Raw genomic sequence first — 23394 nt, 5'->3', positions numbered from 1 at the left:
CTCCGCCGGTCCCCTGATCGGCAGGGGGCCGGCGGAGTTCATCATATCGTTTGTAAATGTCTTGCCGGGCGGTGGGGGATGTCCTGCGGTCTACCATCCGGTCCCAACCAGCCGGCCGTGCCAGCCGTCGTCTTCCAGGGTGATGTAACCGCAGCGGTAGTATTCCAGCGCGCCTTCGGGGACGGCGGGGTCTTCGCCGGTATAATCTCCGGTGTTGCCGGCCATGGACCAGCCCAGGGCGTATTCATTCTGGGGGACGAACACCGTCGTCAGATAGAAACAGTAGGTGCGCTCGTCGATCTTTCCCCGCTCCCGCATAGAGGAGGTGGTCTCCTCGGCCTCCTCTACGCTGGTCAACACGAAGGAGTAGCAGAGCTTGCTGCCCGCTGAGGCCTGGAGGTGGATGCGCTCGAAGGCATCCACATAGACCGCGGCGGCCTCCAGGTAGCCCTGTCCCACGTCCGGAACGACGATGCTCTGGTGGTCATACCCACCGCCCAGCGCGGTATACTCCGCCTCGTCAAACCAGCCGCGCAGCATCTCATAGGCGGAGTCATCCTCCGTTTCCGGCTTGAGCCACCGCGTGCCGGCAGGGTCGCTGAAGCAGACTTCGTCCGCGCCGTCGTAGGCGGTCATGGTCCACCCGCCAGCGCCGGAGAGAGTCACGGCGTCTCTGTCGTCGTATGGGCCGTTCTCTTCCGCGGCCGCCCAGGAGAGGGTTTGCAGGTAATTGAAATAATAGACCGCGTTCGACTCAGACCAGCAGTCGTCATAGGTCCCAATTTCGTCGCCGTTGCGGGTCAGACACAGCGTCAGAGGGGCTCCTCTCTGTACGCCGCCCAGGGGCCCGGCGGTCGCCTCGGGGGTAGGAGTGGGGAGGGGGGCGGTCTCCTCATCCACGGTGAAGCTTTCGGCCATGGCCCGGAGGACGTCAGGCTCTATGGCGGTATAGGGGGAGCCGGCGATATTCTGCGCCTGCCACTCAATGCGCACCTGGTAGCTGCCGCCGTCCGGGGCATTGTAGTAATAGTCCTCGATGTCGTACTCCCAATGCCGGACATGGGGGACGGCGCCCTCCACCCCGATCCAGCCCTGACTGACCAGATAGTCCGCCTGCGTCCGGGCATCCTGGCCCTGTCTGTATACCGTCAGCGCGGAGCCGGTACCGTAGCCGGACTGCCAGCTGTCGCCGCGGCCCGCCCGCTGCCACGCCTGCAGGGGGATATAGAGGTACCAGCCTTCTCCGTCGAAGCGGTGGACCGGGAAGTTCCCCAGATTTTCCGCCGGCGCGCCAATCGATCCGGTCCAGTCCTCCACATACAAGGGCAGGTCCAGCCCCTGGTCGTCCACGTACCAGTCGTAAATCGCCTCCTCATAGCTGTTGTGATAGCCGTAAAAGTCCAGGTTGTCGTTGACGGCCTGGTCGTAGAGGACGTCATAGCTGCCGTCGTCGTACCGCAGAGCCACCACATTGTGGCCGCCCTGCCCCTCCAGGTCGTACCAGCCGTCCTCCTCATACATGCCGCCCACCAGCATGATGTCATCCGCGTCGACCTGGACCAGGAAGTGGAAGGTCCATGCCTCCAGGGCCCCCTCCGGGGCCAGACCGTCCACCTCGCCCTGCTGCTCCAGCCAGGCGAGCTTGGTCCCGGTGACGGCGGCCGTAGCCTCTCCGCCTTCCGCGGTGTAGTAGACCGCGGTCTTGGCCGCGTCCATGGTCTGCTGGGCAAAGTCTTCCATGCTGTCGTACCGCCCGCGGGTGCTCCCCTGGGGATTGGCGGCACAGGCCCCGGCCACCGCGATGCAGACCACGGCGGCCAGAAGCGCCGCCCATCGCTTTGGCGTCTTCCAGTTTACGAGATTTCGGATGCGGCTTTTGGTGTCCCCCTCTCCGAAGGCCAGGGGCATACCGGCGATCCTCCGGCGACCGGTGGCGAGGCGCAGCAGAGAGGTGGAGTAGTCCGCCCGGATCTGTTCGCCCAGCGCATGGACCACCGCCTCATCGCAGCTCATCTCCATATCCTTTCCGGACAGGAAGAACGCCGCCCAGACCAGGGGATTGAACCAGTGGATGCACAGCGCCGCGAAGGACAAGACCTTTACGATGTGGTCGCCTCTGCGGATATGGTGCTGCTCATGCCGGATGATATAGGCCTGCTCCCGCCCGCTCAGTGCGGAGGGAAGATAGATCCTGGGGCGGAAGAGGCCCATCACGAAGGGGGTGGGGATGTGGTCCGCCAGATAGATATTGTCCCGCAGCGGCACGGCGCCGACCAGCCTGCGCCGTATTTTGAGGTAGGATGCCACGCTGTATGCGGCCATGGCCAGGATTCCCAGCAGCCAGAGCCAGGTGGCGATGGCCGTCGGAGCCTCCAGAGGATCGGCCGTCGTCTGTTCTTCCCCCTTGGGGAGGACCTCGTTGACGGCGGTACGGACGGGCTCCACCGGGAACTGGACCTGGGGGTCCTCCGCATGGACGATGTCCGGCGGCGCATACTCCACCGTGGTGGTATGGGGCGTAGCTGCCCGCGTGGGCATGTCCACCAGCCCCAGCAGGGAGAAGCCGGCGGAGAGGGAGACTGGACACAGAAGGCGGAATAGAACCACCGACCACAGGGCATAAGAAAACACTTTGGGTGCCCTCCGGAGCAGCAGACGGGCCAGGAGTACAAACAGGATCACGATGCCGGCCGTTACGCTCATGTTGAAAATACGGGGAAGCAGTTCATATGCGATTAAATTCGCCATGAAATATCACCTCCTGATTTGGTCGATCAACCTCTGGAGCTGGTCCAGGTTATCCTTTGACAACTTTTTTCTGGTGGTGAACGCAGTGAGGAACGCGGGGAGGGAGCCGGAGAAGGTTTCCTCCACAAACTGTTCGCTCTGTGCGGCATAAAACGCTTCTCTGGAGAGCAGCGAGGTGACAGTTCCGTCCTGATTTTGAAAAATGCCCCGCTGGCTCAGTCGTTTCAAAACCGTATAGGTTGTGGACTTTTTCCAGCTCAGTTCCTGCTCGGCCAGTTTGACCAGCGCCGTGGAGGCGATGGGCTCATTTTGCCAGATCAGGTCTGCGAAACGGGACTCCACCGCCCCCAGCTTGAAATCATTCAATAGGATCCCCTCCTTGGTCTACTTGCTGTCGTCCTATAGACAGTCTACACTGTGTAGTCCAAAGTGTCAAGAGAAATTGTAAAACAGCGGGTGCAAGTGGCATTCATAGGAATCGGATCCGATCAGCATGGGCACTGGTGCCCGGAGCTGGGCGGCGTGTCGGCCGCTGCGGCAAATCGCGTCCTGGCAGGGCTGGTCGATGGGAGAATGCTGGTCAAACGCCGGATGGCCGGACACAGGTTGGACCGCAAATCCTGCCCTCACAGGGCAGCAAAAAGGCCGCCGCTCACGAATATGAGCGGCGGCCTTCCTTTGCCTATCAAATACCAATACTGTCTGTATCGATCTTCCCATAGAAAATACTGTCTTTGTCCTCATTCAGCCGCAGGAGCATGTCCAGAACTTGCCCCGGAGGAAACGCCATCCCAGGCGTTTCTATCCTTGTTGCCGATGACGATAAAGCCCCAGGATGCCAGATGCTCAAAGACCGCGCTGTATTTCGAGGCCGGAACACCCATGCCGTTGGCCGTGACGACAGCAGGGTATGTCTGGTCATCTGTTTCCATCTGCGTGGGATACCAGACCGTAAGCTTTCCGGGCGTTTCATACCCGGAAGCCTGTTTCCAGATGGATACGGCAAAGCCGCCTTTTTGTGTATATGTCCGCTCCAAAGGAACTGTGGTTGTCACTTCCTCATAGTAGTTTTCTGCCACTGCGGGCTGCTTTGACATCCAAAAAGGGGCGCTGTTTGGCTGGATCGAGGAATGGATTCGCCGGGGTATGAAGGAAACGCCGGAGCAAATGCAGAAACTATTGGAAACACAAAAGATGTAACAAAGCGTCCTTGCCCGTTCAAAGCGAACAGGCAAGGGCGCTGCTGTTCAGAAAGAAATCCTTTCTTTGAAAAAACAGATCGTATCGTGATTGACGCTATGGCATTTCGGCCAGGTAAAGAGAAACCGTCACCTGCTCAACATCCAAAAGCGTTTTCAGATTCTCTGCGGAAAGGTCTTCGATATGTCCCAATTTTGTATAGGCCCACGTGTTGGAACCGTAAAAAAGCACAATAGAGTTTCCCGAGTATAAAACAATGTCGCCGGCCTCTGTTGTTATTTGGACATCGTTTCTTGTGAGATTCTGCGGTAAACTGCCTACCTGTTCAAAGCCGCCGTACCGCTCTGCGTAAATGGTGACAGGTCCGCCCTTTAATGGTAATTGGCTTCTTCACAACAGACGCCCTCATTAAATTAACCCATATATTGCCTGAAGAATGCTGCCATTTTGTCGAAGGGGATCACATCCAGCCGATCGTACAGGTCGGTGTGGACGGCTCCGGGAATGATGAACAGTTCCTTGTTGTCGCCAGCCAGCTTTTCAAAGGCGTCCCTGCTGAAGTAGCAGGAATGTGCCTTTTCGCCGTGGATCAGCAGTACCGCGCTGCGGATCTCGTGGCTGTACTGCAAAAGCGGCATATTCAGGAAAGGCAGTGCAGAGGTAACATTCCAACCATCGTTGGAGTTCAGCGACCGCGCATGATACCCACGGCTGGTCTTGTAATAGTCGTAGTAGTCTTTCACAAAGAAGGGTGCATCCTCCGGCAGCGGATCTACAACACCGCCCGCCCGGGCATAGGTTCCGCTGTTGTAGTCCGCAGTCCGCTGTGCATTCAGGGCCTTGCGTTTTTCGTAGCGCGCTTCCTCACTGTCCTCGGTGTCAAAGTATCCCTTTGCGTTCACCCGGGTCATGTCGTACATGGTGGACGCAATCGTCGCTTTGATCCTGGTGTCGTTTGCCGCCGCGTTCAGAGCCATGCCGCCCCAGCCGCAGATGCCGATGATCCCGATTCTCTCAGGGTCAACATTGTCCTGAACGGACAGGAAATCCACCGCTGCGGAGAAATCCTCCGTGTTGATGTCCGGGGAGGCCACATACCGGGGGCTGCCGCCGCTCTCCCCTGTAAAGGAAGGATCGAAGGCAATGGTCAGAAAGCCCCGCTCCGCCATGGCCTGTGCATATAGCCCGGAGGACTGCTCCTTGACCGCGCCAAACGGCCCGCTCACCGCAATGGCCTGGAGTTTTCCCGCCGCGTTTTGGGGCGCATACAGATCGGCGGCCAGCGTGATGCCGTAACGGTTGTGAAAGGTGACCTTACGGTGATCAACCTTTTTACTTTCGGGAAACACCTTGTCCCATTCCTCTGTCAGAATCAGTCTTTCTTCCATGATGCAGCTCCTCCTTTATTGAATCGACGCGCCCATATCATAGGCGGTTTTCAGAGCGGGATGTCCCTCAATCTCTCCGGCGCCCGTAACGCCGCCTGCGAAAACGGTCCCGGCCAGCGCCGCTTTTTCAAAGCAGTCGATCCAGCCCTTCAGTCCGCTCACCGCTTTTTCCGGCACGGACTCCTCATCCTCCGCCGCGGTTGTCAGAAGATAGATCCTGCGGAACGAATAGTCCGAGGGAAACAGGGGATTTGCCCGGTCAAGCAACGTTTTCATCTGACCGCTCATTTCGTAGTAATAGATGGGCGTGGCAAAAACAATCACATCCGCCTGGGCCATTTTTTCCACAATTTGAGCAGTATCATCCTGAATCACACATTTTTGAGTTTCCTGACAAGTTAGACAGCCTTTGCAAAAAGACAGAGCCTTTTCCCGCAGGGTAACCTTTTCCACGCGGTTCCCGGCAGCTTTCGTGCCGGCAAGAAAAGCGTCCGCCAGCATCTCAGAATTGCTCCGGTCTCTGAGACTTGTACTAATGACAAGCACATTTTTTCCCATCTTTATACCTCCAAAATTGAAATTGACAGTTTTGCTGTTCTCTGATATTCTAATTGTAATACCTAAACTTGACTTTAGATCAAGGACATTTTTCATGATTTTGGAGGGATTCCATGTATACCATCGGCCAGGTATCTGAGATGTTTGATTTGCCTGTATCCACGTTGCGGTATTATGATAAGGAGGGGCTGTTCCCCGGCATCCGCAGAGATTCCGGTATTCGAAAATTTGGAGAAAAGGAGCTGGAAGCTCTTCGCGTGATCGAGTGCCTGAAAAAGTCTGGCCTGGAGATCAGGGACATCAAGCAGTTCATGGAGTGGTGCGTACAGGGCAGTGAGACCTATCCCCAGCGGCGGGAACTGTTCCTCCGACAGAAGGCGGCTGTGGAGGAGGAGATCAGGCGGATGAACCGGGTCCTGGATATGCTGAACTTCAAGTGCTGGTACTACGAACAGGCAATCAAAGACGGAAACGAAGACCGCCTCGCCCACATAAGGCCAGAGGATATGCCGGAGGAGATTCAGCAGGCTTATGAAAGCGCGCACAGCATAAGTGCGTAAATCAATCAAGAAAAACACGCAGGCTTCCGTTGCGAGCTCTCCCGTTCCGGTGATATCATTCCTGCCGGCACGCATTGAGACTGTTACACCCTATTCCGGCAGCTATGGCGATGTGGTGACCCCGGAGAGCGAGATCTATACGTGGGTTAATGCGGTTAGATAGCAACTGCAAGGAGACTGTTGAGCGATCAAACATCTCCGAAGCGGCGGACTGAAAAAATTGCAAACCTTCCGCTGCGCTGATATGATCGAGTGAAGATTTGAAAAAAGGACGGTGTCGTATGTACAATCCTCAGTTGGAAACCTTTCTCCGTGTGGCGGACGCGGGCAGCTTTAACAAGGCTGCGGAGGAGCTGTTCATTACGCCGCCGGCTGTGATGAAACAAATCACCTCGCTGGAGGCCAGCCTGGACATCCAACTGTTCCGCCGCAGCCACCGGGGACTGACGCTGACGGAAGCGGGAAAATCTCTTTACCAGGATGCAAAATACATCATCCAATACTGCAAGGAATCAGAGGTTCGGGCCAGAAACGCCGGACAGAAGGACGGCCAGCTTATCCGCATCGGCGTTTCACCTATGACGCCGGTACAGTTTTTGATGGACCTGTGGCCCAAGCTCCATGCAATGTGTCCGGACATCCGGTTTCACCTGGTCAATTATGAGAACTCCGCCGAAAATGCCCGGGAGATCCTAACCAACTTGGGAAAAAACATCGACATCGTGGCGGGGCTGTATGACGCGGATTTTCTGGAACATTACCAATGTGCCGCTTTGGAGCTTTCCAGGACTCCGATTGCATGCGCGGTCCCGTTGAATCACCGGCTGGCGGAGAAGCGTATGCTGTCCGTCCAAGACCTGTATGGGGAGCGGTTCATGCTGATCCGGCGGGGCTGGAATCAATATCTGGATATCATGCGTGACGAGCTTTGGAAAAATCATCCGCAGATCAAAATCGTAGATTTTGAGCGCTTCAATCTCAATGTGTTCAACCAGTGCGAAAGCGAAAACAATATCATGATGACCATTGACAACTGGAAAAATGTGCATCCTATGCTGAAATCCATCCCCATCCGCTGGAATTACACCATTCCTTTTGGAATCTTTCATGCGCCCGAGCCGTCTGAAACGGTCCAGCGGTTTCTGGACGCTGTAAAAACTGTTTTTGAGCTGTGACCAGGTTATTACCCAAACGTATATACTGCGAAACGAATCGAGACTTCTCCGGGAGTCTCGATTTTTTTATAATAGGGAAAACCTCAGAAAACAGGAGCGAATACCATGATAAAACAGTTTTTAGCCGCCAGCCTGTTGTTACTGGCCATGACCGCCTGCGGGAACCAGAAACCGCCGGATAACGCGTTGCATCCCACGGCGGCAGTGGAGGAAGGAACGACCGGTATGTATACCTCTGACACAAGAATCACAGAGGTCGTGGGCGACCCCGTCTTCGGGGACTATGGGCGGCTGATCTTCCCGGCAGGCAACGGATATTACAGCGGCGATACGCTGGGGAACCTCTCACTGACCTGGTATACCCACATCGACCCAGAGATGACCGTGGAGGTCGCCAACTACTTCCGGGAACACGCCCAAAAGGGCGATGTTATATTTTACGACATCTACACCGACGAGGAGAAGGCGGCGGACCCGGAAAAAGAGAACACCGGCCTGTTCTTTTTCAAAGGTACGCCGGGAGCCCGCTTTGCCGTCTGCAATGCGGGCGGTGCTTTTGCCTATGTGGGAGCCATACATGATAGCTTTCCCCATGCGCTGGAGCTCTCTAAGGAGGGATACAATGCATTCGCCCTCATCTACCGTCCAGGTGCTCAGACAGCCTGCGAGGACCTAGCCAGGGCGATCAGTTTCATTTTTGCCAACGCCGAAGAACTGGAGGTGGACACCAGCTGCTATTCCCTCTGGGGCGGCAGCGCAGGAGCCAGAATGGCGGCATGGCTGGGCTCCTACGGGCCCGCAGCTTTCGGTGGTGATGACCTGCCCAGGCCGGGAACTGTTGTCATGCAGTACACGGGCCTGAGTGAGTACAGTCCAGATGACCCGCCCACCTATGTCTGTGTGGGAGACAGCGACGGTATCGCCAGCTGGCGCACTATGCAGCGCCGCCTGGAAGCTATGTCAGAGCTTGGTATCGACACAGAGTTCCACTGCTATTCCGGTCTGGGCCACGGATTTGGCCTTGGTACCGGCACTGTGGCCGAGGGCTGGATTGACGACGCCGTCACATTTTGGGAAAACCACATGAAATAAGAGAGGGAGAACGAACATGAACAACTTTATTTTTGAAAATGCCACGAAGGCCGTCTTTGGACAGGGCTGTGTAAAGGAGTATCTGAGCTGCATGGTCAGCCATTACGGCCCCAATGTACTGCTGGCCTATGGCGGCGGCTCCATCAAGCGTAACGGCATCTACGATGAGGTGTGCGGTATTCTGCAGAGCACGGATAAGAACATCGTGGAGTTTTCCGGCATCATGCCCAATCCCACTTACGCCAAGGTGCAGGAGGGAGCCAAACTGGTGCGAGGCAATCACATCGACCTGATCCTGGCAGTGGGCGGCGGCTCCGTGATGGACTGCTGCAAGGCGGTGTCTATGGCCGCCCGGTATGACGGTGATCTCTGGGCGGATTACTGGGCCCGGCCAGGGGTGGTGGATTTTGAGCCCGTCCCCCTGGGCATGATCGTCACGGTGTCCGGTACCGGCAGTGAGATGAACGGCGGCGCTGTTATTACCAATGAAGAACTGAAGATCAAGACTGGCCGCGATTATCCCAAATGCAACGCCCGGTTCGCCCTGATGGACCCGACTTATACCTTCAGCGTACCAAAGATGCAGATGATATCCGGCGGCTTCGACACACTCTCCCATATCATGGAGATCTACTTCAGCGAACCGGATGAACCCAATGTTTCCGACGATATTGCCGAAGCCCTGATGCGGGGCGTCGTCCGGGATCTGCGGGCCGCTGTTCAGAAACCGGAGGACTACACTGCCCGCAGCAACCTCATGTGGGAGGCCACCATGGCGGAGAACCGCGTGATCAAACTGGGTAAGCAGACTGATTTTCAGGCGCACATGATGGAGCACCAGTTGGGAGCCTACACCGACTGCAACCATGGTCTTGGTCTGGCTGTGCTTCATCCGGCCTATTATCGCTATATTTGCGAGAAGGGCATAACTAAATTTGCCAGGTTTGCAACGCGCGTCTGGGATGTTCCGGCAGATGGCAAGACGGAAATCGAGCTGGCCCATGCCGGTGTGGAGGCACTGGCGGATTTCATTCAGGAATTGGGGATGCCTACTACCCTTCGGGAGTTGGGCGTGACAGAACTGACGCCGATGAAGGAGCTTGCTGATTCTGTTCCGCTGACTCCCGGCAGCTATGGAAAGCTGACCCACGAGGATGTGCTTCATATCTTTGAAGCCTGTTACTAAGGGGTACTTCCATGAAGACAATCGTATCCCTGTTCCTTGCGCTGACAATGACATTGAGTTTGCCCGCCTGCGGCGGCACGAACCCACCGAAGTCCTCCCAGTCCGCATCCACGCCGTCCCCATCCCCGATACAGCAGGAAACCACCGGAAGCAACATTCTGATTGCCTATTTTTCAGTCCCTGAAGATGTCAGCACGGACGGCGTAGATGCGGTGTCCGGAGCCAGTATCGCCGTGGATGACGGCGAAGTGCTGGGTAACACGGAATATGTGGCTAAGCTCATCCAGCAGACGATTGGAGGCGATCTGTTCCGCATTGAAACCGTAGATCCCTATCCCTTGGACCACGATTCGCTGGTGGATCAGGCCGCAGAGGAAAAGGAGGCAGGCACTCGCCCGGAGCTTGCCACTCATGTTGAAAATTCCGAGCAATACGAGTTCGTCCTGCTGGGATACCCCAACTGGTGGGCCGATATGCCCATGCCGGTCTACTCCTTCCTTGAAGAATATAACTTTGGTGCAAAGACAATCATCCCGTTTATCACCCACGGCGGGAGCGGCGCATCCCGTACTGTGGACACTATTTCAAGACTGCAGCCGGGTGCTTCGGTGGGAGACAATGCTCTGGTATTGTCCCGGAACAAGGCGGCATCCAGCGCGGAAGATGTGGTCTCCTGGGCGCAGGGGCTGGGCATAGCTGCAGAAACCTCTCGGCCGGAGGGCGGCGACAGCAACACTGTTTTGACCGCGTCGGTCGATCCCCACGGAAAACAGATGCTTTATCTGTGGGAGGAAGGAAATGTCCCCGCCGTCACGGAATACACCGTGAACAACGGAAATTATTTCGATGATCCCGATTTCCAGCCCTATCTGACTTTCTTCCCCGTTCCGGAAGGAGCGGAGATCAAGGGCGCGGTGCTGATTTGTGCAGGCGGCGCTTTTCAGTTCAGGAGTGACCAGAACGAAGGAACACCTGTAGCGGAAGATCTGAGCGCCTTGGGGTATCAGAGCTTTGTTCTGGATTACCGCCTCCGCCCTTACACGCAAGAGGAAGGTGCGCTGGACTTGGCCCGTGCGGTGCGTTTTGTCCGTGCTCACGCAGAAGAATACGGAATTGATGAAAAGGACATTGCCGTCATGGGCTTTTCCGCGGGTGGCATTCTGGCTGGCGAGATGCTTCGCAACTTTGACGGGACTGTCAGTCCTACTGTCCTCGATCCCGATTATATGCCGGATGAACTGGATATGGTGTCCGCTGATGCGGCAGCAGACGGTATGATCTATTCCTTCTACGGGCGGCTTAGTGTAGGAACCACTGATGTGGAGTCCTTGCAGAAAGCAGACCTGCCTCCCACTTTTTACTGCTATGGTACCCGTGACCCGTTTTACGATCAGTTCCTTGCAAATGCGGATGCGGTTGAGGAGGCGGGCGTATCCGTGGAACGCCTTCAGCTGGATGATATGCCCCATGGCTTTGGAAATCAGGGCGGGTGGATTCCCACTTATGACAAGTGGCTGGGTGAAGTATTTGCTGGCAATTAAATTGTAATTTACAGAAAGGAGCCTATGCAATGGCAATCAAACAGACGGCGGGCAGAGATGCCTTGGGGGAGTTTGCCCCCAAATTTGCCCAGCTCAACGATGATGTTTTGTTCGGAGAGGTGTGGAGCCGCGAGGCCCAGTTGTCCCTTCGGGACCGTTCTCTGATCACTGTGACGGCCCTGATGGCGCAGGGACTTGTGGATACCTCGTTCCAACACCACCTGATGATGGCAAAAAAGAACGGGGTCACCCGGTCGGAGATTGCGGAGATCCTGACCCACGCGGCATTTTACGCCGGCTGGCCCAAAGCATGGGCAGCTTTCCGCATGGCAAAAGAGGTATGGGCTGAGAAAGGCTCGGCACATGCCAGGAAAGCACATGAGAATGACATGGTGTTCCCCATTGGCCAGCCCAATAATGGGTTCGCACAGTATTTTATTGGCCAAAGCTATCTTGCCCCCCTTTCCACCAGCCAGGTCGGCATCTTCAATGTCACCTTTGAACCGGGCTGCCGCAACAACTGGCACATCCATCAAGCAGACCAGGGAGGTGGTCAGATCCTCGTCTGTGTCGCCGGTCGTGGCTACTATCAGGAATGGGGAAAGGAAGCCCAGGAGCTTCATCCGGGCGATGTAGTGAATATCGCTCCCGGTGTCAAGCACTGGCATGGTGCTGCTCCCGACAGTTGGTTCTCCCATCTGGCGGTGGAAGTGCCTGGTGAAAACGGACACAGCGAGTGGCTGGAGCCGGTGGATGATGTGACATACGGCAAACTGCAATAAAAGAGATAAGGAGAGATAAGCAATGAGCAAAAAAGTTTTGATTCTGTCCGGCAGCCCCCGTAAGGGCGGCAATTCGGATTTACTGTGTGATGAATTTCTGCGCGGTGCCCAGGAGAGCGGCAATCAGGTGGAAAAGGTCTTCCTTCGGAGCAAGAAAGTGGCCCCCTGCAATGCCTGCTACTACTGCAAGAACAGCGGCGGCAAGTGTGCCATTCCCGATGATATGGCTGAGATTCTGGACAAAATGCAGGCAGCCGATGTGATCGTGATGGCAAGCCCGGTGTATTTCTATTCCATCGGTGCCCAGATGAAAGCGGTCATTGACCGCTCGGTGGCCCGGTGGACAAACATCCCCAACAAGGAGTTCTACTACATCATGACTGCCGCCGAGGACAGCGATACGGTCATGGACTGCACACTGGAGTGTTTCCGGGGCTTTGCCGCCTGCCTGGACGGAGCGCAGGAAAAGGGTGTCATCTACGGCAAGGGCGTGTATGAGGCCGGGGCGATCAAGGGCTTGCCCGCCATGCGGGAAGCCTACGAGATGGGCAAGCAGGTGTAAGTCTGCCGCATTGGCTTTAGACTGACAGGAGGCGGACTCTATGACATTTCAGTACCATAATCCGATCCAGTTTCATTTCGGCCCTGACACCCTGGAAAAGACTCCGGAGCTGTGCAAAGGGCAAAAGGTGCTGCTGGTGTATGGCGGGGATTCACTCAAAAAGAATGGGGTGTATGACCGGGTCACCGGCCTGCTGAGACAGCACGACATCTCTTATGTTGACTATGGCGGACAGACAGCAGCCACATGGCAGCAGATTCTGGATGGCATTGATTTGGCTCACCGGGAACAGGTCACAACTGTGATAGAGATGGGCGGAGCCAGCGCCATGGATACCGGAAAAGCCATTGCGTTTGGTGCGGTTCATGACCATCTGGAGGATTATATCGAAGGCAAGGCGCAGTCTGATGGCCGACATTTGCTGAACATCATTATTCCGACTTACCCCTCTACCGGCTCTGAAGCGGATTCTGTCTGCGACATTATGGAGTACAAAGGCTATGGGGTGGAGTTGTTCGGCGCATGGCCGGATTACTGTCTGATGGACCCCGGCACCACTCTCTCTTTGGACAGGAAAAGTACAGCATACTCTGTATGGGTCTGCTTTATCCAAGCCAGTGCCTGGTTTGTCGGCAATCACGAAAACGATATTGCACGCGGATTCGCCAAAGTAGTGTTGCAAACTTTACTGGGCAGCTATGAAAAACTGATGGATGATCCCAACGATGAGAGAGCCAGAGCAAATGTCATGTGGGCGTCTTGTGTCAATACCATGGGGGTCTTCCGTTCCGGCGTGGATCAGTTTTATCCGTGGACACTATACTCCGTCGGATATATCCCCCGGGTCGCACATCATGTGTCGTATCGGGAGGCACTGACCATCGCCTATCCCCATTGGCTCCGAGGCATTGCCAAATACCACGCTGAAGATATCCATGCCCTGTTCACTGAGGTGTTCGGAATCGATGACAAACTTAACACCGGCGATGTGATTGAGGCTGGCTGCGCCAAGCTGAATGCGCTGCTTGAAAAAAGCGGTATCCCCATGAGTCTGGCTGCGCATGGTGCTTGCCCGGACAGAAAGTATATCCTGGGAGCATTGACCAAAGAGGATTTCGGTGAGTTTTCGGTGGAGGAAATGTACCAGATGGTATCCGCCTGCTATCAGCAGAAATAAAAAGAGAAAAGTAAATTCGCAGAAGGGACATTTTTAAGATGGAATATCGCACACTAGGGACTGATCTGAAAGTCTCCGCTGTCGGCCTAGGCTGCATGGGCATGAGCCACGCCTACGGCGCACCTGCCGACAAAAAGGAGATGACAGAGCTGATGGCCCAGGCTGTGGACATGGGCTATACCTTCTTTGATACGGCGGAAGTCTACGGAACGGCGGACAATCCCCATGATAACGAGGAGCTGGTGGGCGCAGCGCTGAAGCCTTTCCGGAATCGGGTGGCGATTGCCACCAAGTTCGGTATCCACTTCGATATGGCCAGCCCGGAGGTCAACAAGCCGCTGATTCCGGATTCCCGGCCGGAGGTCATTCGCGCGTCTGTGGAAGCATCGCTGACACGGCTGGGTACGGATCACATTGATCTGTATTACCAGCACCGAACCGATCCGAATGTCCCCATTGAGGAAGTGGCCGGCGTCATGGCGGATTTGATCAAAGAGGGTAAGATTACCCATTGGGGGCTGTCTGAAGCGACAGAAGAAACCATTCGCCGCGCCCATGCCATCTGCCCTGTCACGGCGATTCAGAACCGCTACTCCATGATGGCCCGGTGGCATGAGGCACTGTTTCCGGTACTGGAGGAACTGAACATCGGCTTTGTGGCGTTCTCGCCTATGGCAAATGGACTGCTCACCGGGGCGTACAACAAGGACAGCCGGTTCGACCCGAAGCTGGATTACCGTAGCAATATGCCCCAGTTTACCGCTGAAGCTATGGACCAGAACCAGGATCTTTTCCTGCTGCTGAATACGCTGGCCCAGCAGAAAGGGGCCACACCCGCCCAGCTTTCCATGGCGTGGATGCTGTGCAAAAAGTCCTGGATCGTGCCCATCCCCGGCACCCGAAAGCTGGAGCGTCTGAAGGAAAATGCCGGGGCGGCGGATGTGGTGCTGCTGCCATCCGAAGTATCTGCACTGGATAAAATTCTTGACACCATCCCCATGTCTCAGGTGTTCGGCGGGTCCAAAATCGTCAAGAAAGCATAACAGGAGGAACAAATCCATGAGAAAAGATTTTGGCGCAAAGCCCTACTTATTTCCCCAGCCGGTGCTGATCATCGGCACCTACAATGAGGATGGAAGCGCAAATGCGATGAATGCCGCCTGGGGCGGCATTGCGGGGGCGGACGAGATCATTATTGACCTCTCCAGCCACAAGACCACCGATAACATTCTTCTGAAGAAGGCATTCACTGTCAGTGTGGGAGATGTGGAACATCTGGCTGCCTGCGATTATGTGGGCCTCGTCTCCGCAAAGAACGAGCCCCGCAAGATGGAGAAAGCCGGTTTCACCACAACGAAAAGCGCATTTGTCAACGCACCTGTCATCAATGAACTGCCCCTGACACTGGAATGCGAGCTGGTGAAAGTCATCGACGGCTGCAAGTATCTCGGCGTCATTAAAAATGTCAGCGCTGATGAGTGTATTCTGGGAGAGGATGGGACCATCGATCCCGCAAAACTGCGGGCCATCTCTTTTGACCCTGTCCACCATGCTTATCTGGAGTTGGGCGAAAAGGTCGGCAGCGCCTTTCAGGATGGCGCGGCTTTGAAATAATCAAGAAATCTAAAGGAGGTATCATTATGGAATATGTAACTTTGAATAACGGAATCAAGATGCCTATGGCGGGCATCGGGACCTTTCTTCTGACTCCAGACGAGGCGGAGGCTTCTGTCCTCAGCGCACTGGCGTGCGGTTATCGCCTGATCGACACGGCAAACGCCTATGTCAACGAAAAAGCCGTGGGCCGGGCCATGAAGAAATCCGGTGTGTCCAGAGAGGCGATTTTTCTGGAAACCAAGCTGTGGCCCAGCTTTTATGAGCAGTCCGATGCCGTGGAAAAGACGTTGGAGCGGCTGGATACGGACTATATCGACCTGCTGCTGATCCACCAGCCCGCCGGGAACTACATCGCGGGCTACCGGCTGATGGAAAAAGCCTACATGGAGGGTAAGGTCAGGACCATCGGCCTGTCCAACTTCAACGAGGCGCAGATTCAGGAGATCCTGGATGTCTGCGTAGTGAAGCCCGCTGTTTTACAGACCGAGGTTCATCCTTACTCCCAGGAAAAGTCGTTCAAAGCATTCCTGGACAAAGCGGGTATCGTGATCCAGGCATGGTATCCCCTGGGTCACGGTGACAAAACGCTGATGGAGGAGCCGCTGCTGGCACAGATGGGTAAGAAATATGGCAAGAGCAGCGCCCAGATTATTCTGCGCTGGCATATTCAGGATGGCAATATTGTCATCCCCGGCTCCAAGAATCCCGCCCACATCAAGGACAACTTTGACTTGTTCGACTTTGCCCTGACAGAAGATGAGATGTCCGCAATCGCCGAGCTGGACAAAAAAGTGCGCTATTACACCAGCACGCCGGAACTGCTGAAGCAGTATGCCGCCATGACCCCGCCGGTAGACGAGCAGAAATAAAGTAATCGCACAATAACAGGAGGAATTACAACATGAAGCACAGATTTGCCGCTTTGCTTTTGGCTGGAATCATGGCACTGTCCCTGGCCGCTTGCGGTCAGCAGTCCGCAGCGAACAATGGTTCCACAAGCGAACCTGACACCAGCGCGGTTCAATCCAACACGCCCGAAGACGCATTGATCATCGCCCAGCAGGGGATGTTCTCCGCTGGTGGCGCCGTAATCACCTCGGACGGTACCTTTGATGTTTCCAATTACTATATGTCCAGGGAAGGTTCTACTGCCCATGTGGACCACGCCAATGTGCTTTACCAGATTCCCGCCGAGGAGAGCAGCCTGCCCATGGTGTTTCTCCATGGCTATGGTCAGTCCCGTATGGGTTGGATGACTACTCCGGATGGCCGGGAAGGCTGGTCCGATATGTTCCTGCGAATGGGCCACAGCGTATGGCTCATCGACCAGCCCCGCCGGGGCGAGGCTGGACAGACCTCTGTGGCCGGTACCATCACCATGGAGCCCTCTGACCAGACCTGGTACACCCAGTTCCGCATTGGTACTTACCTGAATGACGAGTTTACCTACAATGAGGGTTCCCAGTTTCCCGCAGGAGAAGAATCCCTTGACCAATTCTTCCGCCAGATGACGCCGGATACCGGCATGGACAACGCGGGCGGCGACCAGAACATCGACAACGCCGTGGTGGCCCAGGCCGTTGCGGCTGCCATCGACGAAGTCTATGAGCGCACCGGTAAAGACTCTATTCTGGTGACCCATTCTCAGGGCGGTATGCCCGGTTGGGAGACCGCCCGATATACGGATCACATTGCCGCTATTGTGGCCATTGAGCCCGGTATGGCTCCCCAGGTGGACAGCGATGACTACAAGGCGCTGCTGGAAAAGAAAGTCCCTGTCACTTTCTATTACGGCGACTACATCGGTGCAGAATTTACCGATGTCCCGGCTGCGGCCATGTGGGGCATGATGGCCTCCACCGCCGATACCTTTACCGAGGCTTATAACGCGGCGGGCGGCAGCAGCACTGTGGTACATCTTCCCGACGAGGGCATTACCGGCAATGACCACTTTATGTTCCAAGACCTGAACAATGATGTGATCGCCGACCACATTGAAAGCTGGATTCAGGCGAATGTAAAGTAAGACTCTTTCCAGGATTGGAGGCAACTGCAATGAGAACAACCCCTTTGAAGCGAGTGATTGGCTGTATTTTGGCAATGACCATGCTGTTTGCCCTGGCTGCCTGTGGCCAGCAGGCGCCACAAGCACCCGGTCAAAGTCAGGAAACACAGACATCCGCCAAAAATGAGGAAACCCCGGCACCGGAGACCGGCACTCCCGCTACTGACGGCGAAAACGGCAAAACGCTGGTGGTCTATTACTCGGCTACCGGCAATACGGAGGCGGTTGCAGGCTATATTGCGGACGCGCTGGGAGCCGATACCTTTGAGATCGTCCCGGCGAAGCCCTACACCTCGGAGGACCTGGACTGGACGGACAAAAACAGCCGTGTCAGCCGTGAGCATGACAACGAGAGCCTGCAAGCCGTGGAACTGGTCTCCGCCGCCGTGGAGAATTGGGAGGACTATGACACAGTGTTCATCGGCTACCCCATCTGGTGGCATGTGGCCGCCTGGCCGGTGAGCAGCTTCGTGGTATCCAACGACTTCACCGGAAAGACCGTGATTCCCTTCTGCACGTCATCCTCTTCCGGTCTGGGAGAGAGCGGTGAGCTTCTGGCCGAGACGATGGGCACCGGCGACTGGCTGGAGGGTCAGCGGTTTCGGAGCAGTGTCAGCGAAGCTGATGTAGTGGAGTGGGTCAATAGCCTGGAAATTACAAGCGAGTCGTAAAGGAATGGCAAAGGAGCCGGGCCAGGCAAGGCTCCGGCTCCTTTGCGCCGCTTGAAGGAACAATTATGAACTTGAACAGAAAAAACAAATACTTTGCTTTCATCCTGGCGGCTTTCATGGCGGTATCACTGACTGCCTGCGGCGAAAACGGAAATTCCGTGCAGCAAACTCCGCCTGTAAGCTCTCAGAGTGTGGAATCCGCCGGGAATCAAACAGAAACACCTGATTTCTCCGAAGGCAAAATACTGATCGCCTATTTCACCGCCGATGAAAACACGGAGGTGGACGCCATCACTTCCGCCAGCGTGACAAGGGTAAACGGCATACAAAAGGGCCGGGTTCGGGCGGTAGCGGATATGATTGCGGAGGAGACCGGCGGCAATCTGTTCTCCATTCAAACCTCAGTGCAATATCCCGCCGATGGCGGCGCACTGATTGATCATGCCGCCCAGGAGCAGGATGATAATGTCCGCCCCGAGCTGACCAACCATATTGAAAACTTAGAGGACTACGACATCATCTTTGTGGGTTTTCCCAACTGGTGGTACGACATGCCTATGGTGCTGTATAGTTTTTTCGATGGATACGATTTTTCAGGCAAGACCATCATCTCCTTTAATGTCCACAACGGCAGCCGCTTTTCCAGCACTATCGACACCATCCAGGAGCTGGAATCGAATGCTACAGTCATTACAGACGGCTTCACCGTCAGCGAACGCAATGTTGCCGATGCTGCCGGAGATGTGGCCGATTGGCTTGATGGGCTGGAATTCTGATGATTGGGGTGAAAGCGATGAACATTCTTTCCGGGCTTTTGGCGATGAGCGTGATGCTGTCCGCCTGTGCAGCGCCGCCCCCAAGCATAGAGACAGATACCACTACCATGATTCAAACGCAGGTTTTCACAGATAGCCTGAATACAGTCAAAACAGGCTTCATCACCGAACAGATTCTCGCCGGAGCGGATGGAGACATCCATTATAGCTACTATCTGCCGGAAGGCTATGATGAGACCCGGAACTATCCGCTGATGATGACTATGCCGGGCTACGACATGATGTGGTTTGGAGAGCAGTCCTCCGGCAGCAACTTGGGCTGGACAGGCTTTCGCTCCTGGACCGAACTGGATGAGGATATGATCGTAGTCTCCGCCCAGCTCACGGACTGGGGGGAAAAGTCTGTGAGGCAGGCCATTGAGTTGACTGAGTATTTCATCCGGAATTTCGCAGTGGATGAAAACCGTGTCTATGCCGCCGGTTACTCCGCAGGCGGTGAAACCATGTCCAGAGCGATCTCTATGCGGCCTGACCTGTATACTGCCTATCTACATGGGGCCTCCCAGTGGGATGGCACCTTTGAGCCAGTTGCCGAAAACCGGGTGGCGGTCTACATTTTCATGGCGGAAAACGATGAATACTATGGCTCTCAGAAAGCCCGCAGCGCCTATAACGGCCTTCACGATGCGTACGAGGATGTGGGCCTGCGTGATGAACAGATCGACCAACTACTGCAGCTTGAGATTCCGGACAACGCCTACTTCAACGCGTTGGGCATCCACGGAAATTATCATGGCGGCGGGAATGTGCTGTTTGATGATGAGCAGATCTTGAACTGGATTCTCTCCGCCCGGCGTCCGGAAGGTGACAGAGTGGAAAACGCAGGCTTTTTTCCGATGAGAATGCGATTGCTGCCTATGCCTTAAACACAGTGGAGTGGGCCAGAGCAAACGGCATCGTGAATGGTAAAAGCGGCAATCGCTTTGACCCGAAGGGCAATGCCACCCGCGCTGAGGTTGCAACAATCCTACGGAATTACATGGAAACTCAATGAATGATTTAATGATTTAAGGAGTGAAGCACATGAAAAATCTAAAAAAGCTTACATCTGTGTTCCTTGCAGTTATCATGCTGCTGGCAATGAACACTACCGCATTTGCCGCCGTCAGTGACACAGGCTTTTCTGATGTTGCGGCGAATGCGTGGTATGCGGATGCTGTGACCTATGTTCGGGGCCATGGCCTGATGAGCGGCACCAGCACCACTACCTTCTCTCCCGAAGCCACCACCAGCCGGGGACAGATTGCTGCGATCCTTTACCGTGCTGCTGGAAGCCCTGCTGTGACCAGCGGTACGGATTTCCCTGATGTAGCGAGCACGGCCTATTATGCAGATGCCACCCGCTGGGCTTCTGCCAATGGAATCGTCTCCGGCTATCCAAACGGCAATTTTGGCCCAAACGATTCCATTACCCGGCAGCAGTTTGCCGCCATCCTGTGGCGTTATGCCGGAAGTCCCGCAGCCTCCCGTGGGCAGGATTTTGCCGATGAAAGCTCGATTTCCTCTTATGCTTCCACTGCCGTGGACTGGGCCCATGAAAACGGCATTATCAACGGCAAAGGCGGCAACATCTTCGATCCCGACGGTAATGCCACCCGTGCCCAGGCCGCTGTCATCCTCCGCAACTTCATGGAGCAGAATACTGATCAGCCTGATATCTCCGGCGGTTCCAAAGTTCTGGTAGCCTATTTCTCCGCCAGCGGCAATACGGAAGCTGTCGCAGAAACCATTGCGGATACGCTGAACGCCGACCTCTTTGAACTGGTTCCCACAGATCCCTATACCGACGCTGATCTGAACTGGACGGTCTCCAGCAGCCGTGTCAACCGTGAGCATGAAAATGAGGCTCTGCGTGATGTGGAGCTGGTGCGTGACACCGTCTCCGACTGGGATGAATATGACACTGTTTTCATTGGCTACCCCATCTGGTGGGGCATCGCTGCATGGCCGGTCAATGACTTTATTCAGTCCAACGATTTTACCGGAAAGACGGTAATCCCCTTCTGCACCTCCACCAGCTCCGGTCTTGGCCAGAGCGGCGAACTGCTGGAGGAAATGGCGGGTACCGGAAACTGGCTGGAGGGCCGCCGCTTCACGGAGCGTGCTTCTCGGCCTGACATCCAGAACTGGGCCAACGGCCTGAATCTGAACACCGACGCAACTACCAACAACAATGCTCCTGCTTCTCAGGAGTCCCGTGTGCTGGTGACCTACTTCTCTATACCGGAAACCACCAATCCAAACAACATGACCACCGAGGAGGACAACAGTGTGGTGGTCATCGACGGTGAGGTGCTGGGCAACACCCAGTACATGGCCTATGTCATCCAGGAGGCCACGGGCGCCGACATTTTCCGTATTGAGCCCCGGACGCCCTATCCCACCAACCACAGCACTCTGGTGGATCTGGCAGCGGAGGAGCAGGAGCAGAACGCCCGCCCTGCCATCAAGGAGCGTGTAACCAACATGGATGACTACGGTGTGGTGTTCATCGGCTATCCCATCTGGTGGAGCGATATGCCTCAGATCCTCTACACCTTCTTTGATACCTATGATTTCTCCGGCAAGACCATCATCCCCTTCAGCACCCACGGAGGAAGCGGCTTTGCCGGAACACCCCGCACCATTCAGGGACTAGAGCCTAATGCTACGATGCTGGATGGCCTGACCATCTCCCGCAACAATATCCAGAATGCCCGTCAGGAAATCATCGACTGGGTCAATGATCTGGATATCTAAATGGAAGTGTAGAAAAGAGTGTGTACGATGAAAGTATTATTGGTCAACGGCAGTCCTCACAAAGAGGGCTGCACCTAGACTGCTCTGACGGAAGCGGCAGTCTCTCTGGAACAGGAGGGAATCGGCACCGACATCTTCTGGATCGGGAACAAGCCCCTTTCCGGCTGCATTGCTTGCAAAACCTGTGTCACCAAGCACGTCTGCGTCTTTGAAGACAAGGTGAACGAGTTCCTTGACCTTGCGGCAGACTATGATGGTTTTATCTTCGGGACCCCCGTTCACTGGGCGGGGGCCACCGGAGCTATGACATCTTTTCTGGACCGTGTATTCTATGCGGACTTCTGCGGTGGACGGAACAACTTTTACCTAAAGCCTGCGGCGGCTGTTATGTCCGCCCGGAGAGCCGGCACCACTGCCACCTGGGATCAGGTGAACAAATACTTCGGCCTGATGCAGATGCCCATTATCAACTCCCGCTATTGGAACATGGTTCACGGCACCACGCCGGAAGAGGTCCGGAAGGACCTGGAGGGCATGCAGGTCATGCGGATTCTGGGTAGAAATATGGCGTGGTTCTTAAAATGCAAAGAGGCCGGCGCAAAGGCCGGCGTTCCCCTGCCGAAGCAGGAGCAAATCAGTTTTACCAACTTTATTCAGGAATGAAGTGACAGGGAGAGAGAAACATGAACGCAAAGTCAACGCTGAAAATGGCGCTGGACCGTCTGATGGTAGTTCTGCTGCCGCTGCTGATGGCCTATTCCCTCATTGGAGAGGAGCTCCATGAGTGGCTGGGGGCGTCCATGTTTCTCTTATTCCTTGGGCATCATGCCCTGAACCGGCGTTGGTATCGTAGCTTGGCAAAGGGAAAGTGGACCGCAAGACGGCTGTTCCGCACTTTTGTAAATGCTGCCCTTCTGTTGTGTATGCTGGGCCTGATGGTCAGCGGCGTAATTCTTTCCCGGCATGTGTTTGATTTTCTTCCCATCAAGGGCGGACGGGGCTTTACCCGGACACTCCACATGCTGTCCTCTTACTGGGGCTTTTGCCTGATGAGCCTGCATCTGGGGATGCATTGGAATATGGTGATGGGTACTGTAAAGAAATTGACAAAAAGCAAATGGCAGGTTTTTGCACCCTTACGTCAGCTCTTTTTGATTATCATGATTGGATACGGCTTATATGCTGTGATCCATCAAAAAATTCTGACTTATTTGTTTCTAAGGAGCCACTTCGTATTTTTTAATTTTGGCGAGGATATTCTTATTTTTCTTTTTGACTATACAGCGATTATGGGACTTGTGGCTGCGGCAGGCTACTATGCGGATAAGCATTTTCCTCGCAGTACAGCATAAATTCCAATATTGAACGTGCAAAAGGCCCGGTACTCTCAAACGTGAGTACCGGGCCTTTGTTCCATGTTAAGCGTTTCCGAATCATCAAAGTGTGTAAGTTGTGTGTAAGCTCACACTACCCGTCAACGAAAGCACTTCAAAAGTG

26 protein-coding genes are annotated in these 23394 nt (G+C 55.2%); 20 read left to right on the top strand and 6 right to left on the bottom strand.

Features of this window, described 5'->3' with window-relative positions; translation table 11 throughout:
* Positions 1-90 precede the first annotated feature (90 nt).
* The 3 genes from ABUA09_RS10040 to ABUA09_RS10030 all read right to left on the bottom strand — a co-directional run bounded on the left by ABUA09_RS10040 (position 91) and on the right by ABUA09_RS10030 (position 3803).
* A complete protein-coding gene (locus ABUA09_RS10040; protein WP_349949344.1) occupies positions 91-2748 on the bottom strand; it encodes a M56 family metallopeptidase in 2658 nt (885 codons plus the stop codon).
* A gap of 6 nt (positions 2749-2754) precedes the next feature.
* Complete coding sequence (locus tag ABUA09_RS10035; RefSeq protein ID WP_349949343.1) at positions 2755-3114, bottom strand: BlaI/MecI/CopY family transcriptional regulator; 360 nt, start codon at positions 3112-3114, stop codon at positions 2755-2757.
* 374 nt (positions 3115-3488) lie between these two features.
* Entirely contained in the window at positions 3489-3803 is a 315-nt protein-coding gene (locus ABUA09_RS10030) for an alpha/beta hydrolase (protein ID WP_349949342.1), read from the bottom strand.
* Positions 3804-3843: 40 nt separating this feature from the next.
* Between ABUA09_RS10030 and ABUA09_RS10025 the strand changes: the two genes are divergently transcribed.
* Positions 3844-3948 (top strand): TetR-like C-terminal domain-containing protein, encoded by a 105-nt coding sequence (locus tag ABUA09_RS10025; RefSeq protein ID WP_158453406.1) that lies wholly within the window; start codon positions 3844-3846, stop codon positions 3946-3948.
* Between the two features lie 96 nt (positions 3949-4044).
* Here ABUA09_RS10025 and ABUA09_RS10020 read toward each other — a convergent pair whose 3' ends face one another.
* Genes ABUA09_RS10020 through ABUA09_RS10010 form a run of 3 tightly spaced genes read right to left on the bottom strand, consistent with a single transcriptional unit; the run spans position 4045 to position 5894 of the window.
* Complete coding sequence (locus tag ABUA09_RS10020) at positions 4045-4302, bottom strand: cyclophilin-like fold protein (protein WP_158453405.1); 258 nt, start codon at positions 4300-4302, stop codon at positions 4045-4047.
* A 59-nt stretch (positions 4303-4361) separates the two neighbouring features.
* Positions 4362-5336 carry an alpha/beta hydrolase gene (locus ABUA09_RS10015; RefSeq protein WP_033116584.1) on the bottom strand — a complete coding sequence of 325 codons (975 nt, stop codon included), beginning with the start codon at positions 5334-5336 and terminating at the stop codon, positions 4362-4364.
* Positions 5337-5351: 15 nt separating this feature from the next.
* Entirely contained in the window at positions 5352-5894 is a 543-nt protein-coding gene (locus tag ABUA09_RS10010; protein WP_279203605.1) for a flavodoxin family protein, read from the bottom strand.
* A 113-nt stretch (positions 5895-6007) separates the two neighbouring features.
* On the opposite strand from ABUA09_RS10010, the gene ABUA09_RS10005 reads away from it, so the two are divergent.
* The 19 genes from ABUA09_RS10005 to ABUA09_RS09915 all read left to right on the top strand — a co-directional run bounded on the left by ABUA09_RS10005 (position 6008) and on the right by ABUA09_RS09915 (position 23249).
* Entirely contained in the window at positions 6008-6454 is a 447-nt protein-coding gene (locus ABUA09_RS10005) for a MerR family transcriptional regulator (protein WP_033116582.1), read from the top strand.
* A 281-nt stretch (positions 6455-6735) separates the two neighbouring features.
* The gene (locus ABUA09_RS10000; RefSeq protein WP_033116581.1) at positions 6736-7629 is read left to right on the top strand and encodes a LysR family transcriptional regulator; all 894 of its coding nucleotides are present in this window, start codon (positions 6736-6738) and stop codon (positions 7627-7629) included.
* Positions 7630-7734: 105 nt separating this feature from the next.
* The gene (locus ABUA09_RS09995; RefSeq protein WP_195614790.1) at positions 7735-8721 is read left to right on the top strand and encodes an alpha/beta hydrolase; all 987 of its coding nucleotides are present in this window, start codon (positions 7735-7737) and stop codon (positions 8719-8721) included.
* A gap of 16 nt (positions 8722-8737) precedes the next feature.
* Entirely contained in the window at positions 8738-9907 is a 1170-nt protein-coding gene (locus ABUA09_RS09990) for an iron-containing alcohol dehydrogenase (RefSeq protein ID WP_195614789.1), read from the top strand.
* 11 nt (positions 9908-9918) lie between these two features.
* Positions 9919-11448, top strand: coding sequence for a flavodoxin (locus ABUA09_RS09985; RefSeq protein WP_082636105.1), 1530 nt, complete (start codon positions 9919-9921; stop codon positions 11446-11448).
* 29 nt (positions 11449-11477) lie between these two features.
* On the top strand, positions 11478-12230 hold the full coding sequence (locus ABUA09_RS09980; RefSeq protein WP_058118345.1) for a carboxymuconolactone decarboxylase family protein: 753 nt from the start codon (positions 11478-11480) through the stop codon (positions 12228-12230).
* Between the two features lie 22 nt (positions 12231-12252).
* Complete coding sequence (locus tag ABUA09_RS09975; RefSeq protein WP_033116577.1) at positions 12253-12792, top strand: flavodoxin family protein; 540 nt, start codon at positions 12253-12255, stop codon at positions 12790-12792.
* Between the two features lie 40 nt (positions 12793-12832).
* Entirely contained in the window at positions 12833-13969 is a 1137-nt protein-coding gene (locus ABUA09_RS09970) for an iron-containing alcohol dehydrogenase (protein ID WP_349949341.1), read from the top strand.
* Positions 13970-14007: 38 nt separating this feature from the next.
* Entirely contained in the window at positions 14008-15012 is a 1005-nt protein-coding gene (locus tag ABUA09_RS09965) for an aldo/keto reductase (RefSeq protein ID WP_349949340.1), read from the top strand.
* A gap of 16 nt (positions 15013-15028) precedes the next feature.
* Positions 15029-15583: a flavin reductase family protein gene (locus tag ABUA09_RS09960; protein ID WP_279203521.1), complete on the top strand. Its 555-nt coding sequence runs from the start codon at positions 15029-15031 to the stop codon at positions 15581-15583.
* A gap of 26 nt (positions 15584-15609) precedes the next feature.
* Positions 15610-16455, top strand: a complete 846-nt coding sequence (locus tag ABUA09_RS09955) for an aldo/keto reductase (protein WP_279203523.1) — start codon at positions 15610-15612, stop codon at positions 16453-16455.
* A gap of 32 nt (positions 16456-16487) precedes the next feature.
* Positions 16488-17612, top strand: coding sequence for an alpha/beta hydrolase (locus ABUA09_RS09950; protein ID WP_279203526.1), 1125 nt, complete (start codon positions 16488-16490; stop codon positions 17610-17612).
* Positions 17613-17665: 53 nt separating this feature from the next.
* A complete protein-coding gene (locus ABUA09_RS09945) occupies positions 17666-18322 on the top strand; it encodes a flavodoxin (RefSeq protein ID WP_347568464.1) in 657 nt (218 codons plus the stop codon).
* A 65-nt stretch (positions 18323-18387) separates the two neighbouring features.
* The gene (locus ABUA09_RS09940) at positions 18388-19098 is read left to right on the top strand and encodes a flavodoxin (RefSeq protein WP_279203532.1); all 711 of its coding nucleotides are present in this window, start codon (positions 18388-18390) and stop codon (positions 19096-19098) included.
* Positions 19099-19115: 17 nt separating this feature from the next.
* Positions 19116-20024, top strand: coding sequence for a prolyl oligopeptidase family serine peptidase (locus ABUA09_RS09935; RefSeq protein WP_349949339.1), 909 nt, complete (start codon positions 19116-19118; stop codon positions 20022-20024).
* 5 nt (positions 20025-20029) lie between these two features.
* Positions 20030-20152 (top strand): S-layer homology domain-containing protein, encoded by a 123-nt coding sequence (locus ABUA09_RS09930; RefSeq protein ID WP_349949338.1) that lies wholly within the window; start codon positions 20030-20032, stop codon positions 20150-20152.
* A 29-nt stretch (positions 20153-20181) separates the two neighbouring features.
* Positions 20182-21897, top strand: a complete 1716-nt coding sequence (locus ABUA09_RS09925) for a flavodoxin (protein WP_195614783.1) — start codon at positions 20182-20184, stop codon at positions 21895-21897.
* 84 nt (positions 21898-21981) lie between these two features.
* Positions 21982-22560 carry a flavodoxin family protein gene (locus tag ABUA09_RS09920; protein WP_242857453.1) on the top strand — a complete coding sequence of 193 codons (579 nt, stop codon included), beginning with the start codon at positions 21982-21984 and terminating at the stop codon, positions 22558-22560.
* Positions 22561-22580: 20 nt separating this feature from the next.
* Positions 22581-23249 carry a DUF4405 domain-containing protein gene (locus tag ABUA09_RS09915; RefSeq protein WP_195614782.1) on the top strand — a complete coding sequence of 223 codons (669 nt, stop codon included), beginning with the start codon at positions 22581-22583 and terminating at the stop codon, positions 23247-23249.
* The last annotated feature ends 145 nt before the right edge of the window (positions 23250-23394 follow it).

This window comes from Intestinimonas sp. RTP31139st1_F5_RTP31139_211217, from assembly GCF_040226735.1.
Taxonomy (GTDB): domain Bacteria; phylum Bacillota; class Clostridia; order Oscillospirales; family Oscillospiraceae; genus Intestinimonas; species Intestinimonas butyriciproducens.
The sequence above is the reverse complement of the archived record's forward strand: the minus strand, read 5'-3'. Positions and strand labels throughout refer to the sequence as shown.

Coding starts and splice junctions, on each gene's coding strand:
- ABUA09_RS09970 (WP_349949341.1), top strand. CDS start 12,833: ATGACATTTCAGTACCATAATCCGATCCAGTTTCATTTCGGCCCTGAC.
- ABUA09_RS09935 (WP_349949339.1), top strand. CDS start 19,116: ATGAACATTCTTTCCGGGCTTTTGGCGATGAGCGTGATGCTGTCCGCC.
- ABUA09_RS09955 (WP_279203523.1), top strand. CDS start 15,610: ATGGAATATGTAACTTTGAATAACGGAATCAAGATGCCTATGGCGGGC.
- ABUA09_RS09965 (WP_349949340.1), top strand. CDS start 14,008: ATGGAATATCGCACACTAGGGACTGATCTGAAAGTCTCCGCTGTCGGC.
- ABUA09_RS09950 (WP_279203526.1), top strand. CDS start 16,488: ATGAAGCACAGATTTGCCGCTTTGCTTTTGGCTGGAATCATGGCACTG.
- ABUA09_RS09925 (WP_195614783.1), top strand. CDS start 20,182: ATGAAAAATCTAAAAAAGCTTACATCTGTGTTCCTTGCAGTTATCATG.
- ABUA09_RS09915 (WP_195614782.1), top strand. CDS start 22,581: ATGAACGCAAAGTCAACGCTGAAAATGGCGCTGGACCGTCTGATGGTA.
- ABUA09_RS09940 (WP_279203532.1), top strand. CDS start 18,388: ATGAACTTGAACAGAAAAAACAAATACTTTGCTTTCATCCTGGCGGCT.
- ABUA09_RS10040 (WP_349949344.1), bottom strand. CDS start 2,748: ATGGCGAATTTAATCGCATATGAACTGCTTCCCCGTATTTTCAACATG.
- ABUA09_RS09960 (WP_279203521.1), top strand. CDS start 15,029: ATGAGAAAAGATTTTGGCGCAAAGCCCTACTTATTTCCCCAGCCGGTG.
- ABUA09_RS09995 (WP_195614790.1), top strand. CDS start 7,735: ATGATAAAACAGTTTTTAGCCGCCAGCCTGTTGTTACTGGCCATGACC.
- ABUA09_RS09985 (WP_082636105.1), top strand. CDS start 9,919: ATGAAGACAATCGTATCCCTGTTCCTTGCGCTGACAATGACATTGAGT.
- ABUA09_RS10005 (WP_033116582.1), top strand. CDS start 6,008: ATGTATACCATCGGCCAGGTATCTGAGATGTTTGATTTGCCTGTATCC.
- ABUA09_RS09990 (WP_195614789.1), top strand. CDS start 8,738: ATGAACAACTTTATTTTTGAAAATGCCACGAAGGCCGTCTTTGGACAG.
- ABUA09_RS10015 (WP_033116584.1), bottom strand. CDS start 5,336: ATGGAAGAAAGACTGATTCTGACAGAGGAATGGGACAAGGTGTTTCCC.
- ABUA09_RS10000 (WP_033116581.1), top strand. CDS start 6,736: ATGTACAATCCTCAGTTGGAAACCTTTCTCCGTGTGGCGGACGCGGGC.
- ABUA09_RS10010 (WP_279203605.1), bottom strand. CDS start 5,894: ATGGGAAAAAATGTGCTTGTCATTAGTACAAGTCTCAGAGACCGGAGC.
- ABUA09_RS09980 (WP_058118345.1), top strand. CDS start 11,478: ATGGCAATCAAACAGACGGCGGGCAGAGATGCCTTGGGGGAGTTTGCC.
- ABUA09_RS09975 (WP_033116577.1), top strand. CDS start 12,253: ATGAGCAAAAAAGTTTTGATTCTGTCCGGCAGCCCCCGTAAGGGCGGC.